We start from the raw sequence: 16,924 nt of genomic DNA, 5'->3' as shown, positions 1-16,924 counted from the left end.
GGTCATTGTCGTCCCTGCGAACGCAGGGACCCATAACCACCGATGCCAGTTGTTACGAAGACAACTGACACCATCGCCTTTGCCGATAGGCCGCGGCGTATGGGTCCCTGCGTTCGCAGGGACGACGCATGTAGTTACAGACCTACGGTTTACCGGGATCGGAATGACGCCCTGATAGCTCACGCCCCGCGTACGATTTCGCGCACGATAACGACCGTTTCCTCGATCATCGCCGCGCTGACGTCGAGATGCGTACAGGCGCGAATGCGGCCGTCCATCATGGCAAGCAGAACGCCGCGCTTGCGCAAGGCATCGACCATTTTATCGCCGGCGACGCCGGCTCCATCCGGCTTGAAGAACACGAGATTGGTCTCGGGCTGCTGCACCTCGACGCCGTCGATCTGCGACAGCCCCCGCGCCAGCGCCCGCGCGTTGGCGTGGTCGTCGGCGAGGCGGTCGACGTGATGGTCGAGCGCGTAGACGCAGGCTGCGGCGCAGATGCCGGCCTGCCGCATCGATCCGCCGAGGCGCTGCTTCCAGCGCCAGACGTCGTCGATGAAGGCGCGCGAACCGGCAATCACGCCGCCGATCGGCGCGCCGAGGCCTTTTGAGAAATCGATCCAGGCCGAATCCCATCCCGCGGCCATATCTTTCGCCGATATCCCGGTCGCGATGCAGGCGTTTAGCAGCCGCGCGCCATCCATGTGGGTAATGAGCCCGTGCGCCTTGGCGATCGCTACCACTTCATCGAGCGCCGCCTTCTTCCAGATCGTGCCGCCACCGATATTGGCGGTCTGCTCGACACTGACGACGGTCTGCGGCGGCTGGTAGCGCGAGCGCGGATGCAGCGCGGCGCGGAATGTTTCGGGCGCGAATTGTCCGTCGTCGCCCGGCAGCGGCATGATCTGGAATCCGCCGAGGGCTGCATGCGCGCCGCCTTCGCGGGCGATGATGTGCGCGCTGGCATGCGCCAGAATTTCATCACCCGGCCGGCAATGGGCGAGCGTCGCGGCAACGTTGCACATGGTGCCCGACGGCATGAACACGGCGGCTTCCTTGCCGAGCAGGTCAGCGACACGCTCGCACAGCAGGTTCACCGTCGGGTCGTCGCCAATCTGTTCGTCGCCCACTTCAGCCCGCGCCATCGCCTCGCGCATTGCAGGCGTCGGCCGCGTCTGCGTGTCCGACAGCAGATTGATGCGGATGGGGTCAGCCTTGGGATCGCGGGGGGTAGGGGTGTAGTGCATGAAGGGCTCTCGATATTTGCAACGTGATGAGGGGAAGAAGGAATTATCTGAAGCGCAGGTTTTCGCGTGACAACTGGTCGATTGATCTGCACCCCATCAGCTTCATTCCTCGCTCGATCTCGGCCCGCATCAGGCCGAGGGCGCGCTCAACGCCGGCCTGACCGGCCGCGGCGAGAGGATAAAGATAGAAGCGTCCAACGCCAACAGCTTTGGCTCCGAGCGACAGCGCTTTCAGGACGTGGGTTCCACGCTGGATTCCCCCGTCCATGATCACGTCGATCTGGTCGCCCACGGCGTCCACGATTTCAGCAAGCTGGTCGAACGGCGCGCGCGAACCGTCGAGCTGCCGACCGCCGTGGTTGGATAGCACGATTCCGGTGCACCCAATTTGAACGGCGCGTCTGGCATCGGCCACCGACATGATGCCCTTCAGGCAGAATTGTCCGTTCCATAGCTGCACCATTTCGGCCACGTCGTCCCAATTCATCGAGGGGTCAAGCATTTCGGTGAAATAGTGGCCGATCGACATGGCGCCGCCGCTCATGTCAACGTGCCGGTCGAGCTGAGGCAGTTTGAAGCCCTCATGCGTGACGTAGTTGATGCCCCACATCGGCTTGATCGCGAACTGGTACATTCCGGCCAGCGTCAGCTTGAAGGGAATCGAAAACCCTGTGCGCAGGTCGCGTTCCCGGTTGCCGCCGGTGATGCTGTCCACCGTCAGCATCATGACCTCGACGCCGGCTTCCTTCGCGCGTTGCATCATGGCGCGGTTGAGTCCGCGATCCCGGTGAAAATAGAACTGATAGACCTGCGGCGTATCGTACGCCTTGCGCAGTTCCTCAAGACTCACCGTGCCGAGCGAGGATACGCCGAACATCGTGCCGTATTTCGCGGCCGCGGCGGCCACCGCGCGTTCGCCGGTATGGTGGAACAGACGCTGCAGCGCGGTCGGCGAACAGTAGAGCGGCATGGCTAGTTTCTGGCCCATGACGGTCACCGACATGTCGATGGTTTCCACGCCGCGCAGGACGTTGGGCACCAGATCGCAGCGCTCGAAGCTTGCGGTATTCCGGCGAAGCGTTGCCTCGTCGTCAGCCGCACCATCGATGTAGTCAAAGATCGGACCAGGCAACCGTTGTTGAGCCAGTTTGCGGAAATCGTGGAAGTTGTAACAGTCGCTCAAACGCATGTTGTCCCCCGCACCCGTTCAACCCCTGCCCCCCTTGGGCTGAACCTTGGGCTGAATCCTACTTGCAAGCCGTCATTTGGACCATGCGCATTGCTAACTGCGGATAAGAAAGCCCCGGCAAAACCGTGGCCTTTGATGGTCCCAGTTTGGTTCGAGAGCGCCGAGACTACTCGAAAAGTTGCGGCCTGATGTCTTGGGCGGTGTGGACCACGGCACGAATTTCGACGTAGTGAGGCTGCACCGTGTAAAAGATCAGATGCGATTGAAAGCGGAATCGTCGATAGCCCGCCGCCAGTTCGTCAATCGTCTGTCCGATGAGCGGGAAATCGGCGAGAAGCCCGAAAGAGCGGACCAGACCCGCATGGTAGGCTTCGGCCTGATAGGCGCCAAATTTGCCTTCGGTGAAATCGTAGATGTCGATCAGGTCGGCCCGCGCCCGCTGCGTAAGCCTGTACTCAGCCATGACGACGGGCAGCTACTCGCTTTCGGGCAGCGGTCAGAATGTCGTCGGACGTGTCCGTGGTGAAAGTGTTACAATCGGGATGCTTGAACATCTCTTGATAGCGGCGCACCTGCTCGTCCCGGGGGAGGTCAGCCCAGGCAGCAAGCTCGGCTTCGGTCGGTGCGGCCGAGGGCATGATGCGAGTCGGTTTGTCGGTCGTCTGCGACATCTGGGAATTGTAACACGGACTGGATGCAAACAAAAAGGCCCCGGCAGAACCGGGGCCTTGATATCTCGGAACTGAAAACCGATCAGCGCGAATAGAATTCGACGATCAGATGCGGCTCCATCTGCACGGCGAAGGGCACGTCCGACAGCGCGGGGATGCGGGAGAACTTCGCGGTCATCTTGGAGTGATCGGCTTCGATGAAGTCGGGCACGTCGCGCTCGCCGAGCTGGCTTGCTTCCAGCACCGGGGTGAGCTGCTTGGAGGATTCCTTGATCTCGACGACGTCGCCGGGCTTGAGCTTGTAGCTCGAAATGTTGACGCGGCGGCCGTTCACCTTGATGTGGCCGTGGTTGATGAACTGGCGCGCGGCGAACATCGTCGCCACGAACTTGGCCCGATAGACCACGGTGTCGAGGCGGCGCTCCAGCAGGCCGATCAGGTTTTCACCGGTGTCGCCCTTCATCCGGCCGGCCTCGACATAGATGCCGTGGAACTGGCGTTCTGATATGTTGGCGTAATAGCCCTTCAGCTTCTGCTTGGCGCGGAGCTGCACACCGAAGTCGGACAGCTTGCCCTTGCGGCGCTGGCCGTGCTGGCCGGGGCCGTATTCACGGCGGTTCACGGGGCTCTTGGGGCGGCCCCAGATATTCTGGCCCATACGGCGATCGATCTTGTATTTCGCCTCACTGCGCTTTGTCATCGCGTCCTCTGCATAGAGTTGGAGTGTTGAGGAAACGCGCCCTCCTGTGCACCGGCATTGCCGGGGCCGACAGGTCCGCCTCGAAAGCTCGGGGAAGACCACGGGTCGCGAAACGCAACGCGGGCCGAAACCGGCCCGCGAGCAAGCGGGTTCTTAAGGAGAAACGGCGGTTCTGTCAACGAAAAGGGCTGGTTTGGCTCCGTCATTCCGGGGCGCGAAGCGAACCCGGAATCTCGAGATTCCGGGTTCGCACTTCGTGCGCCCCGGAATGACTGCCAAAGGTCCGGAATGACGGCCAAGAGGCCGTCAGGTCGCGACCGCCCGGACCGGTTTGGGCTCGGTTTGCTGCCGATTGGCGCGCAATTCAGCGGCAATTTCGCCGTTCAGCACCTGTTCTAGCCGGTTTAGCGCCCTGGCCATCGGGGCGGCATCGGAAATCCGGTGATCCCAGCGCAGCACGACGTCGATGGTCTGGTCGGGCTTTTCCACCCCATAGCTCAGGATGAATGGCCCGGGGCTGATGGCATGGAGCTGGCCGGCTCCATAGGCGGCCACCGAGGTCACCCCAAAACTGCCGAAATAATTGGCCCGCTGGCGGCCGAAATTCAGTCCGATCGCCCAGAACAGCCGGCGTAGCGGCAGCGGCAGCCGGGTCGTCCGCAGGATCTTCCGGAACGCCGGCACCTCGGTAATCGGCGCCGTCTTGGCGTGCCGGATCAGCGCATCGACCTCGGCCAGCGGCATTTCATCCGGGGCGGCGACCTTTTGCGGCAGCACGCAATCCTGGCCGTGTTCGACCCGGGCGATCGCCACCATCGCGACGCTGCGCGGCAGTTCATAGAAGGCCGGCAGCGGCCATTTGACATACAGGGTACGCAGGATCGGCTCTTCCTTCGCCACCAGCGCGAATGCCTTGACGAAGATCGCGGCCCAGCCTGGGCGCTGCGCAGCCTGTCCCCGGGCCTCCAACAGGCCGCGGATGGTGAGGGGGCGCGTCAGCGAAACAAAGGGCACGCGGATCGACGCATGCATGAGGTCGGCGACCAGGCGGCGCGGTAGCGTGATTTTTCGAACCGTTCCGCGCATCGCTCCGCCCGAGTTTCGCGATAGACAAATCAGAAAGCCGGCAGGCTGCCTAGGCAGCCTGCCAAGCCCTCATCTAGCACGAACAAGGCGTTTTGACGCCAAAAGGTTCGCACCCGGATCGCCCAATTAACCACCAGAGCGCGCGCGAAGACGACGTAAACCCCAAGGACTTTGAAGGGTTTGCCGCCGTCTCGGCACCTATCGCTTGATCCCTTCAAAGCTCGCGGCGATGCCGCGTTGGAACAACGACCAGTCGAAGCCGAGCGCCAGCGCGACATAGCCGCGCGCGATCATCCGGTTGGCCTGCTCGGCGGTGCGCGCGACGCCGCCGATCGGCACGCCGCTCTTGAGGATGCCGGCTTCGGCGCGCGCCATCAGCTCCAGCACCTCGGGATCGTCGGGCAGGCCGCGCCTGTTGATGGAGGTGGCGAGGTCGCCGGGGCCGATCACGGCAAGGTCGATGCCGGGCGTGGCCATGATCTCGTCGATGCGGTTGACCGCCTCGACATGCTCGATGGTGATCATGCAGATCATGTCGTCATCCGCGGTTGCCATGTAATCCGCCATCGACACGCCCCAGCGGAACGGCGCGTGAAACGGGCCCCACAGCCGGTCGCCTTTCGGCGGATAGCGCACACTGCGCACCGCCTTCTCGGCATCCGCACGGCTGCAGATCATCGGAAAGTTGATGCCGAGCGCGCCGAGGTCCATCGGCGCTTTCGCAAGCCAAGGCTCGTTGGCGGCAATCCGCACCATCGGCACGCAGGGCGTGCCAGCGGTGGCCGTGATCATCGCATGCGCCGAGCCGAGATCGATCGGTCCATGTTCAAGATCGATGATGATCCAGTCGATGCCGGTCCGGCCCATGATCTGCACGGTCTGGATCGAGGGAATGGTTGCGATCGCGCCGAAGGTCGGGCGCCCCTCGCGCCACAATTGGCGGAGACGGTTGAGCGGCGCAGGCTTGCCGGAGGTCAAGGCGGAAACTCCCTGCTGAAATGACCGAGTCATCGGTCGGCGAGGACCATAAGGTCAAATTCACGACGCATCGAGCCACATTTGTTCTTCGCGGCACGTTCGCCGCGCCACGATTGGGTGTCCATAGGCGGGCAACGCAAATGCGCGGCGCGGCTCAAGCATCGACGTTTTTCATCCGTCCCGGTAGACCGCGGCATCGTTCATGCGCGGCCTCTCGTGTCGGCCCTGGCTGCCTGCCAGACGCCGGCAAGCAAAGCGGGGACAATGCTGTGCGCGGGACAGCGATTCCAAGCGCTGGCAAAGAAGGCGAAGCTTGGCACCGGGTGTTGGCGGCGGGCGCTTTCCACCGCCAGCAGCACCAGCGACCGGGACGGCAGCCAAACCGGGCCGGCGCGAACTTCATCGCGCGCCTCGCGGACCACGCGCACTGGCGCGCGCAAGCTGTGCGCTAACGCATCCTGCGGTTCGATCTTCGCCAGATTGTCGCCGTGGCGCGCCAGCCTGCGCATCAGCTCGACAGACTTCACGAGGTTTTCCATGGCAAGTGCCGTGGCGTGCGCGCAAGCCATATCGCCGCGCGATAAGTCCATGATCCGGTCCAGCGAGGCCTGCAGCGCGCCGCTGCGCCTGATCCGGTACGCGCGCAGCGGCCAGGCAGACAACCAGGTCTGCAGTGTGCGCGCGGCCTCATAGGATTCCTCGCTTGCGGCGTAATCGGTAAAGAACAGACGGCCCACCGCTTGTTGAACGATGACGCCCGTGTTGCGACGCGCTACCCCGTTGCGAACATAGCTGCCGAGCTCCACGATTTCGGGTGCGATCCGTTGCAGCAACGGCCCGACATTGGAAAGCGCGACCTCGAGCGCCGCCTGGCGCGCCGCGCGTAACGGATCGAGCTGATCGCGGAATGCCGGCCAGATGTCTCCGTCCGGCGCGCGGAAAACCGCGAGCTTCGCGGCGATCCAGCGGTTCATCACACCGCCACGGCCGGACAATGAGCGCCCGACCATGCTTGCATCGTTGACGGCGACCATCTCGTCCGGCTTCTTGACAAGGACCAGACGGATGATGCCCGGAATGGTGATGGTGCAGGCCACAGCAAAACCTCAAAGCACGTTCCAGGGGGCAAAGCAGTTTTTGACGCCTTCGAGCGCCGGGCCGAGTTGCGGCACATGCCGCAACAGCACGGATTTCATGCCATTGTTATTGATCCAATCCAGGCCGAAGTCGGTGTAGATTTCGGGTCGATAGTCGTCGGTAAAGAAGCGATCGCTCTTGAGCCGCCGCGATGCCATCAGGATGAAGATGCGGAAGGCGGTGTCGCTGAAGCCGAAGCCATTCGGAGGATCTTCCGCCAGCAGCCCAACAAGAAGGTCAACCCGGTCGACATTCTTGTAGATCTTGCGCATCTGGTCGGCCGCGCCGGAGATGCTGGTGATTTCCTCGAATGTCCTGACGCGTCGCTTGCCGACAAGTTCGCGGAAGCGATTGTAGCGCGGAACACCGCGCTCGCGGTCGCGCATGATGTCGATCGCGGCCACGTCTAGAAGCGGCTGGCCGTCCTTTTTGAACCGGCGCAGGAAATTGGGATGATTATGGAGGCGAATGGCGCCCGGGTGATTGGTGCCGAAGGAGTAGAGCAGGTTTGTGAAGCCGTGTTCCTCCATGAAGCGACGCGTGGAGCCGCCTTGCATGTTGACTAGTTCACAGGGCACTTGCCCTCCGGTGTCGAGCCGCCGCACGTTCATCTCGTCCGGGATGAGCGGGTGGAGGCGATATACGGAGGTGAACTCCTCGGTCAGGGCGTAGGGCGCGCTATGCTGGTCCGTCGGTGAGCCCAGGATGCCGCAGGCGGCCTCACTGTTCTTGCCGAACGCCGCACGGATCACATGGTTCGGCACACCCGACCAATTGGCATGCATGGCGACGTCCAGCGCCGGATGCGCGAGGATGCCCGGTGTCCATTCGATCGTTTGTATCTTGGCAATCAGGGCCGCGTTGATCAGGCGCGCTCGCTGGAACAGCTCCTCGTCGCACCAGCCCGGATAGCGCGCCTTCAAGGCGTCGCAGAGCACATTGTGCTCGCGGACGAAAAGATTGTGCAGCAGGCTGAGCCCAACCCACCAATTGTCATTGAAACCGGTGAGATCAATGCCGGGATGTGCCGGGTCCTCCGGAAGCAAGCCGTCGGGGCCGATCGCGATCTTCCCGTCCGTGCCGGAACGGATATCCGCCTGCCTTGCATGATTGCTGCCGTAGATCTGTGCGGCGTCCCACCAGTGGGAAGTGGTGTTCCGGAATGTCGGGGTGGCGCCGAGCCATGTTTCGCGTGGCGTCGTATCCGCGAGGGTGCGACGGATCTGCATGCAGCCGTCGACCCGCTCGGGCTCGGGCCAATCGTCGTGCGGCTGCAGCGGGATTTTGAACTCATTGCCCGGCTCGGGGACCCCGTGGCTGAACCAATCGTGTGTTTCGAATTGAATCCAGGCGGCGGCCAGCAGATTGAGTTTTCTCTCGGGAATAAAAGTGCGGCGCGCCAGCAATTCTTGCGATATCACTCGCGGGCTGGGATCGAGCAGTTCGTCGCCGCTGTCGGGCACGCATTCGCTCAGCGGGAAGTTGCGGCCGAACCGGGCCCCCGCCATGCCCATGCGCGGATGATGGAGGCTGTTGAACGAGCCATCGGGCGAACGCCAGCGCTCTCTGCCCGCGCTCCAGTCACCCGATGCCCCGATACCGTAACCGGTATGGTAGAGGTTGTGCGCCCGCAGCCTGTCGCGGAGCACGCCAAGATTGAGGGCCGCTAGCCAGGTTGGCAGTCGATCCCATCTTTCAATTAAGTTGATGGCCCGATAAACAAAATCCAGGAATCGCTGCAGCAGGCCACCATGGAATTCAAAGCCGTCGTTTCGGCGTGACATTTGTGCTCCAAAGACAAACGTCTGAAATCAATTTTCGGCTTCAACTAACTGCAATCTATTATCACTAGATCTACTATCACTAAAACGTCCCTCTGCCAAACGGGCTCGCAGATTGGCTATCCCAAACTCGCATGGTTTGCGAGCTCTGCGACGCCGGCCGCTCAAGAATCTTACGGCAAGTGTGAAATGCTTCACATTGGAGCCGATCGCAGACGAGTAAAGCTCACGTCGATTTGGTGCGGGCTTTTGCTGGGAATTGCTGTCGACGGTATATGGCAGGGATTGCACGATGAGATGTGAATCGCCTTTGCCCCGAGGAGAACGTTTCGCATAGAGGCTCAGCTCCTCGCGAAGTCGCTGAATAGCGTACGCTACGACGTTCGGTGAGCACTTGTTGGACAACGAAGCAGGCCGAGCGGACCGTTTATTTCGCTCATGCCTGATCTTTCGACCCAATACCCACGGCTTGCAGGCACACCCCGACGTCCGATCGGCACGAACTCGGCAATTCCCCTGTCGGCTAAATGGATGCTCGGGTAGTATGCAATGGAATTACAGCCTGCGTTGGCCGACGAGCCTGATTTCGCGTTTGAGCGGCGGAGCTGTGCGGCAACGGGCTTCGATCGCGTAGTAACCGAGCCGATGCTCGATCCCAACGTGGGTAGAGCTGGAAAGATCCGGTCTACATAGTTTCGCCCGCCAGGGGTGCTCATGGGGGAGAGACAGATGAAAAACATGGTTCGGAATTACGATGGCGGGATCACAGCCTCTCCCGCGCAACTGGTGTATCCCGGCACCGTTGGCGAGATTCAATCGATCCTGAGAGATACCGGCCGCTACCCTGGCCCGGTCCGGGCGATGGGTAGCTATCATTCTCTGACGCCGTGCGCATCTTCGGACGGAACGATCATCGACATGTCCGGCATGAAGCGGATCGTTAAGATCGATCGGGAGAGAATGACGTTCACGGCCGAGGCGGGGCTTCAGTTCATCGAAGCATCGTGGACGCTGCGCGCGCAGAACCTCCAATTCGTGACCAACATCGAAATCGGGAATATGACCCTCGGTGCCGCGGCTTGCTGCCATACGAAGGATGGCTTGGATGGGGGCGAGTTCGGGCAGGTCGGATCATACGTCATAGGGATCAAATGGGTGACGCCCAGCGGTGAGCTGGCGCAAGCGTCGGAGGCGAATGAGCCCGATCTCCTGCGCTTCATGCGCTCGAGTTACGGCCTATGTGGGGTCATCTACGAGGTCACGTTTCGTATCAAGCCGCTGGAAGCGATCCAGTTCAGCTATCTGCCGCGCCCGATCGAAGATCTGACCGAGAAGGAGGTTGATAGCATCATCGATGCGTCGAAAGGCTTGATCTGCTGGACGGTCGGCAGAAGAGCTCACTTCCAGACGCGCAAGCAGGTTGACAAGGTTGGACCGTTCGGGTCGCTATTCGCAGCCAGTCGGCGCAAACTGTGGAATCACATCGAGGCCCGTGTGGGCCGGTTCATTGACCGCCGCATCCCGACCAAGCCGCTCAGGAATGCATCCATGGATGCCTGGTTTGCTAGCAGCAAGCTGCTGATGTCGACGTTGCACCTGGTGGGTGGGGCGACCTTGTATAATCCCGACAAGACGATCGACTACAGCAGAACCCGGCCGTCTGCAAAATATGCATTCACATTCTGGGCGTTCCCGCGCAGTCAATGGCTGGGCACGCTGCGCGAATATGTGGAGTTCAGTGAGAAGCATTTCGAGAAATACGACTTTCGCTGCAACATGCCGCTTGGCTCATACTTCATCCGGAAGGACACTCACTCGATTCTGTCCTACTCGCACGACGGAGACATCTTCTCGATCGACCCGATACACGCTTACACGGATAAGCCGGCTTGGGACAAATTTTTAAAGGAATTCAATGAGTTCGCGTACAAGCGGAACGGAATTCCCTTGCTCAACCAGAGCCCGTTCGTTGAGAGGCGGCATGTCGAAGCAGCCTATGGAGCGAGATGGAAGGAGTTCTCTGCGCGAGTCAAAGAAGCGGATCCGCAACGGCGGATGCTAAATCCATTCTTTGCGGACCTGCTGAGCGGGTGAGAGGGCTGGCTTGGAGGCTACCCGATGGCAAGGGAAGCGCTTGTGGCGCCTGAGCTGGAAGCCTAGTCTGGAGTAACTGAGACTGGTGTGGCTGGCTGTCGATTGGTCGCCTGAAGCGTCGCAGACCAGGTTTCATTGGATGGGCCGGAGCAGATCGGCAAGAAGGATCTTAAGCTCGTAGGGAAGAAGAAGCAAAGCTCAATCGGTCCACGAAACATCGTCAGAATTCCCGGATGAATGATGATGGACGACCTTCACGAAAGAACAACCGAACGCCGTCAGGTCACCGTTCTGTTCTGCGACGTAGTTGATTCAACCGGCCTTTCTGAGCGCTGCGATATTGAGGACCTCAGAGAAATACTGCTGGAATTCCAGGCGATCAGCTCCCAGTGCATCAATGCTTCCGGGGGCGTTGTCGTCAACTACGTCGGTGATGGCATTCGTGCCGAGTTTGGATATCCCCTGGCGTCGGAGAACGAGGCCGAGAGCGCGGTACGCGCTGGCCTGCTGCTATTGCGGGGCATTCAAGGGCTTAGCGAGCGCTCGAAGGCGATGATCCAGGAACCGCTCCGTGTTCGGATCGGTTTGCACACGGGCGTTGCAGTGATCGGCAAAGCGGGGCCGGGCCATGTGCACGACGCGACGGAGATCGTCGGCGATACGCCCAACATCGCATTCCGGTTGCAGGAAATCGGCGAGCCCAATTCGCTGGTGATCAGCGGTGAGACCAAGCGTCTGCTACGCGGAAAATTCTCCTTGCGACCGCTCGGCATGCACGCGCTCAAGGGACTGTCGCGGAAAATTGACGTCTTCCTCGTCTTGGGAGAGGCGTTGGAAGACAACATGGCGCATCGCGCACGCCACCGCAATGCCTTGCCCCTGGTCAACCGGGTTGCCGAAATCGGCCAGTTGCTAGAAGCGTGGGAGCTAGCGAAGACCGGACGCGGACACACAGTGGAGATCACCGGTGAGCCCGGAATCGGCAAATCGCGCTTGGCACTGGAGCTGATTGACAAAACCGGGCTGCCCGACGACTCGATTATAGCGGTCCAAGCCTCAGCTCAGCACCAGAATACGCCGCTGTACCCGATCGTAAGGAGCCTCGAGCAACGCATAGGTATTCGCAAGGATGAAGGCGCCAAAGCCAATTCGGCGCGTCTGCGTGAATTCCTTGCCACAACGCCTGCAGGCGACGAGGAGCAGTATGTGCTCATCGGTCAATTGCTTGGCTTGCCTATGCATGGCGCATTGAGCGCGACAGTTCGCGATGCGCAGGAGCGGCGTCGGAAGACACGCGATGCGGTTGTGCAGCTGTTGACGTCGCACGCCCGCGGCGAAGCGGGCCTGATACTGGTCGAGGATTTTCACTGGACCGATCCATCGACGATCGAAATCATCGAGCGTATAGCGGGCCAGATCAGCAACGTCCCGATTCTGCTCGTGATCACCAGCCGGGCGGCTGGCATTCGCAGCGCTTCGCTGATGGTCCGGCGCATACTGCTTCAGCGCCTTGACGACGACGACTGCCGTGATCTCGCCGGCTCCGTCGTCCGCGACAAGCTGCCGAGCCAATTGATCCAGCAGATCGTCGCGCGATCGGACGGCGTGCCCTTGTTCGTAGAAGAGTTGGCGGCGGCGGCCCTCGAAACCGGCCAGGTCGATCCGGGCGCCAGAAGCAGGGTCGTCGCCGGTGGGCCGGCCGAAGTGCCATCGGCTCTCTACGACTCCCTGATGCTCCGTCTCGAGCGGCTGGGCGATGCCAAGGCGATCGCTCAGCTCGCGTCGACGATCGGGCGCAGTTTTTCGCATCGACTTCTGGCGGCCGTTGCGAGCGAGCACCACAAAACCCTTGAACCCGCCATCGAGCGGCTGCGCGCGTCCGGACTGATAGGGCTCGAGCGCAATGACGACGAAAAGGTTTACTCCTTCAAGCATGCTCTGGTGCGGGACGTAGCCTACTATTCGCTCCTCAAGCGGCAGAGACGAGAGCTGCACGCCCGCGTCGCCGAGGAGATCGAATTCCAGCTGCCGGAGATCGCCAACAGAGAACCCGACTACCTCGCGCAGCACCTGTCGGAGGCCGGCCGCACCTCGCGAGCGGCGCAGATGTGGCTCAAAGCGGCAAAGCTGGCGGCTGAGCGCTCGGCAAACCTGGAGGCTATCGCACAACTTAACACAGCGCGGGAGGAGATCAGAAAACTCCCTGCTGGACTTGAACGGGACAATCTGGAGCTGAACGCCCAGATTGCCCTGATCGGACCGACGATCGCGCTACAGGGATGGGGCGCCGACGCGGTTGCCAATGTGAGCAGCCGCGCCATCGAGCTCTGCCGCGCTTTGGACAACGATCCGCGTATCTTTCCGGCGCTGTACGCGCGGTGGTCGTACCTACGAGTTGCAAGCGATGTGCGGGAGGCCGGCGCGCTGGCGCGAGACTTTCTGACGCTCGCCGAGCTGAAAGGAACCAGAGCCGATCGAATGGTCGGCCACCGGTTGCTCGGCACGTCGCTACTTGACGGCGAGACTGAAAAGGCAGGCGATCATCTCGAGCGGGCAACCAAACTCTACGATGCAACCGCCGACCATGCGACGGCCGTCATATACGGGACGGATGTGCAGGTCACGAGCCTATCCAATCTGTGCATTACCTGCTGGCTGCTGGGCCGGGTTAGCGAAGCGGTCGCACACGGGCGAAACGCGCTCGAATATGCAGACCAATTGTCGCACGCTCATACCTTCGGCTACGCCTGCGCTCACGTCTGCATGCTGTACACACTGGAGCGGGACGCACGGATGGTGCAGACGCTCGCACAGCGGCTGCTTGCGGGCGCAATCGAACGGGAGCTACCGCTGTGGATCCTGGTGGCGCGATCGTTTCTCGGCTGGTCCGAGATTGAATCCGGCCGCCTGGTGGAGGGCATCGACACGCTGGAGAAGCTGCGCGCATCCTTTCAGAACGCGCACCTTGGCTACTGGCTGCCCACCTGCCTTTGCTGGCTCGCTGAGGCATATGTTCGCACCGACAAGCTGGCGGAAGCCCGACTTTGTCTCGAGCAGGCGCGAGGCGTCTTCGCGCGTGGCGGTAACTACTGGTACGAAGTCGAGTGCCTTCGTATCGAAGGGCGGCTTGCCCTCCACGAGCAAATCAATGACGCGGCACTCGCTGAAAAGTACTTCGAGCAAGCGCTGGCGCTCGCCCACCAGCGCGGCCAACGAGGATTTGCCTTGCGTGCGGCACGCGGTCTTGCCGGCCTTCTTACTGCCAAGGGCCAGACCGAATGTGCACGCACGTTGCTGCAACATGAGTTGCAATTCTTCGTCGATCAGCCAGACCGTGGTGATCGCTCAGATGCGAAAGTGTTATTGCGCTCCCTCCAAGGAGGATCTCGGGGCTGACAGCGCTTTGCTCGGGTTTCGCGGAGTGGATTGTGAGGCGACGTGAATTCATCGCGCTCCTTGGCGGCGCGGCGGCAGCGCGACCACTCGGCGCGCATGCGCAGCGCCCGAAAGAGCGCGTCCTCTATTTCACTTACTCGGCCGGCTATCGGCATCAAGTCATACCGCTTTCCAAGGCAATCCTGACTCAGCTCGGAAGCAATTCGGGTATCTTTGAAGTCACTGCAACGGAGGACACGTCTGAGCTTTCGGCCGAAAACCTCGAGCGCTACGCCGCGGTGATGTTCTTCACATCCGGAGAACTTCCGATGAGCGACGCACAAAGGATGGCTCTCCTCAACTTTGTGAGCTCAGGCCGCGGATTCATCGGTGTTCATTCCGCGACCGACACATTCTACACATGGCCGGACTATCTCGATCTGGTCGGCGGCTACTTCAATGGTCATCCCTGGCATCAGGCCGTGACAATCAAGGTGGTTGATCCCAGCGATTCTCTGGTGGCGTTTCTCGGGAGTTCATTCCAGATCGAGGACGAGATCTACCAGATCAGCGACTTCGACTATCGTGGATCAAGTGTGCTTCTGCGCCTCGACCCAGGCTCGGTGGACCTCGGCAAGAGCGGCGTGCATCAACGATTCTATGGTTGGCCTCTCGCATGGACCCGCCTTTACGGCGAGGGACGCGTATTCTATACGGCGCTAGGCCACGAGCTGTCAGTCTGGCAGGACTCCCGCTACCAGCGGCTCCTCACCAACGCTATCCTCTGGTCTATGCGAAGGTCGCCCTAAGCGTCGGCCACCCAGTAGGATTTACGTTTTCATCCGCCCCGGTATGATCCCCTGCACAATGAACCTAAGGGAGGAGACAAAGATGAGGACAATACTAGTCGCTGCCGCACTTGCCGCCCTTGCCACCGGCGCATCTGCTCAGGACAAGCGTCCTGACTACGGCACAGCGGTCAATGCCGCGGGCGCGAAGAAGATCGCAGCCGGCGTCCTCGCCGAATGCCAGAAGAACGGATGGAACGTGGCTGTCGCTGTGGTCGATAATCACGGATTCCTGGTGTATTTCGAACGCATGGACAACACGCAGACGGGCAGCATGGACATCGCCGTCGGTAAGGCGAGGTCTGCGGCGACCTATCGGCGCCCGACGCGCGTTTTCATGGAGGCGATCAACAAAGGCGCGCCGGCCACCGCCACGCTTCCCGGTGTCTTCGCCTCGCCGGGCGGATTGCCGATCATGGTCGACGGCAAAGTCACCGGCGGAGTGGGGGTGAGCGGCGTCACCGGCGACCAGGACGAGCAATGCGCCAAGGCCGGCCTCGGGACTACATGAGAAATTGGATCCTGTATTACAGCGTACCGTGACGTGCCCGGCGGCCTTACGCCAGCACGCGCCCGCCGAAAAACGGCATCAGCGCGCGGCTCAGCGCGTGCGGCCGCTGCGAGGTGAAGATCATCTCGGCCCCGGCCTGATCGCTTTCCCGGCCTGGAGAGTCGAGCAGGTCGGACACGCGCCGGGCGATGGCGGGCGCGGGATCGATCCAGTCGACCGGCCACGGCGCGAGCCGTGTCAGCCGGTCGAGCAGCAGCGGATAGTGGGTGCAGGCCAGCACGACGGTGTCGGTACGGACAGCGCCATTTCCGACAAAGCAGGGGGCAAGCTCGGCTGCGATATCCGCGTCGCTCACGTCGTTGCCGTTGAGGGCGGACTCGGCGAGCGAGGCGAGTTCGGCCGACCCCACCAGCGTCACCTCGCAACCCTGCGCGAAATCATTGATCAGGCGCTTGGTGTATTCGCGCCTGACGGTGCCCTTGGTGCCAAGCACCGACACGCGTTTGGTCTTCGAACTGGCGCAGGCCGGCTTGATCGCGGGCACGGTGCCGACGAACGGCACGCTATAGGCGCTGCGCAGATGTGACATCACCAGCGTGGAAGCGGTGTTGCAGGCAATCACCACCAGGACGGGGGAGTGGCGTGCGATCAACTCGCCGACCAGCGGCACCACGCGGGCGATGATCTCTTCCTCGCCGTGATGGCCGTAGGGGAAGAACGCGTCGTCGGCGACATAGACGTAATGCGCGTCGGGCCGGGCGCCGACGATCTCGCGCAAGACCGTGAGGCCGCCAAGGCCGGAGTCGAAGACGAGAATTTTGGGCGAGGCTGACACGCTGCGACCTTAGCCGATCTGCGGTTACCGTTGGGTTGCTTTCAGGATGCCGGCGGGGTCATGCAGCTTGTCGACGGCGGTCACGACAATTTGGAACCATCTAAATCGGCTTGGCAAGGCCGGAAAACTGCTGGGGTGGCACCCAGGACACACAAGCGGAGGCTCGTCCGCTGCCCTTGCAGTCGATGGAAGATGGGGTGTCCTGAGACGGCGGACGGCCGTTCGTCCCTTGCACGCTCGCCGCCAATCGATCAGGTGGACTGAGGAAGTCGCGCAATGACTTTGATTTCAAAATCGAAGCCCGCTAGCCAGTTCACGCCCACCGCAGTCCAGTTCGGATAGGGCGGCTCACCGATCTCCTTCATGCGAATTGCGTTGACCGCCTCCCACTGTGCGGCCGGATTGGTATGGAACGTGGTCACGTCAACGACGTCATCAAATGTGCAACCGGCAGACTTCAGCACGGCCGAGA

General features: G+C 61.6%; 15 protein-coding genes. 4 read left to right on the top strand and 11 right to left on the bottom strand.

The window, feature by feature from the left end:
• Positions 1-179: 179 nt before the first annotated feature.
• The 9 genes from CP49_RS26475 to CP49_RS26435 all read right to left on the bottom strand — a co-directional run bounded on the left by CP49_RS26475 (position 180) and on the right by CP49_RS26435 (position 8,792).
• A complete protein-coding gene (locus CP49_RS26475; protein WP_057853104.1) occupies positions 180-1,247 on the bottom strand; it encodes a threonine aldolase family protein in 1,068 nt (355 codons plus the stop codon).
• Positions 1,248-1,290: 43 nt separating this feature from the next.
• On the bottom strand, positions 1,291-2,436 hold the full coding sequence (locus tag CP49_RS26470) for an alpha-hydroxy acid oxidase (RefSeq protein ID WP_057853103.1): 1,146 nt from the start codon (positions 2,434-2,436) through the stop codon (positions 1,291-1,293).
• Between the two features lie 166 nt (positions 2,437-2,602).
• Positions 2,603-2,899: a type II toxin-antitoxin system RelE/ParE family toxin gene (locus CP49_RS26465; RefSeq protein ID WP_057853102.1), complete on the bottom strand. Its 297-nt coding sequence runs from the start codon at positions 2,897-2,899 to the stop codon at positions 2,603-2,605.
• Positions 2,892-3,107 (bottom strand): hypothetical protein, encoded by a 216-nt coding sequence (locus CP49_RS26460; RefSeq protein WP_082646256.1) that lies wholly within the window; start codon positions 3,105-3,107, stop codon positions 2,892-2,894. Before CP49_RS26460 ends, CP49_RS26465 begins: the two co-directional genes overlap by 8 nt.
• Positions 3,108-3,189: 82 nt before the next feature.
• Positions 3,190-3,807 (bottom strand): 30S ribosomal protein S4, encoded by a 618-nt coding sequence (rpsD, locus tag CP49_RS26455; RefSeq protein ID WP_057853101.1) that lies wholly within the window; start codon positions 3,805-3,807, stop codon positions 3,190-3,192.
• A gap of 306 nt (positions 3,808-4,113) precedes the next feature.
• Entirely contained in the window at positions 4,114-4,893 is a 780-nt protein-coding gene (locus tag CP49_RS26450; protein ID WP_057853100.1) for a hypothetical protein, read from the bottom strand.
• 198 nt (positions 4,894-5,091) lie between these two features.
• Positions 5,092-5,871 carry an HpcH/HpaI aldolase family protein gene (locus CP49_RS26445; RefSeq protein ID WP_245310874.1) on the bottom strand — a complete coding sequence of 260 codons (780 nt, stop codon included), beginning with the start codon at positions 5,869-5,871 and terminating at the stop codon, positions 5,092-5,094.
• Between the two features lie 200 nt (positions 5,872-6,071).
• Positions 6,072-6,905, bottom strand: coding sequence for a hypothetical protein (locus CP49_RS26440; protein ID WP_156438676.1), 834 nt, complete (start codon positions 6,903-6,905; stop codon positions 6,072-6,074).
• A 72-nt stretch (positions 6,906-6,977) separates the two neighbouring features.
• Positions 6,978-8,792, bottom strand: coding sequence for a peroxidase family protein (locus CP49_RS26435; protein ID WP_057853097.1), 1,815 nt, complete (start codon positions 8,790-8,792; stop codon positions 6,978-6,980).
• A gap of 726 nt (positions 8,793-9,518) precedes the next feature.
• Here CP49_RS26435 and CP49_RS26430 point away from each other — a divergent pair.
• The 4 genes from CP49_RS26430 (at position 9,519) to CP49_RS26415 (ending at position 15,617) form a co-directional block, all read left to right on the top strand.
• Positions 9,519-10,883, top strand: coding sequence for an FAD-binding protein (locus CP49_RS26430; protein WP_197423241.1), 1,365 nt, complete (start codon positions 9,519-9,521; stop codon positions 10,881-10,883).
• A 240-nt stretch (positions 10,884-11,123) separates the two neighbouring features.
• Complete coding sequence (locus tag CP49_RS26425) at positions 11,124-14,279, top strand: ATP-binding protein (RefSeq protein WP_197423240.1); 3,156 nt, start codon at positions 11,124-11,126, stop codon at positions 14,277-14,279.
• A 32-nt stretch (positions 14,280-14,311) separates the two neighbouring features.
• Entirely contained in the window at positions 14,312-15,067 is a 756-nt protein-coding gene (locus tag CP49_RS26420; protein ID WP_057853094.1) for a ThuA domain-containing protein, read from the top strand.
• A gap of 82 nt (positions 15,068-15,149) precedes the next feature.
• The gene (locus CP49_RS26415) at positions 15,150-15,617 is read left to right on the top strand and encodes a GlcG/HbpS family heme-binding protein (protein WP_063791780.1); all 468 of its coding nucleotides are present in this window, start codon (positions 15,150-15,152) and stop codon (positions 15,615-15,617) included.
• Between the two features lie 46 nt (positions 15,618-15,663).
• Here CP49_RS26415 and murI read toward each other — a convergent pair whose 3' ends face one another.
• Positions 15,664-16,452, bottom strand: a complete 789-nt coding sequence (gene murI, locus CP49_RS26410; protein WP_057853093.1) for a glutamate racemase — start codon at positions 16,450-16,452, stop codon at positions 15,664-15,666.
• A 251-nt stretch (positions 16,453-16,703) separates the two neighbouring features.
• The coding region (locus CP49_RS47870; protein WP_245310873.1) for a Rid family hydrolase at positions 16,704-16,924 on the bottom strand (221 nt) is incomplete at its 5' end.

The organism is Bradyrhizobium valentinum (genome assembly GCF_001440405.1).
Classification (GTDB): Bacteria; Pseudomonadota; Alphaproteobacteria; order Rhizobiales; family Xanthobacteraceae; genus Bradyrhizobium; species Bradyrhizobium valentinum.
This window is presented reverse-complemented; position numbering and strand designations above follow the sequence as displayed.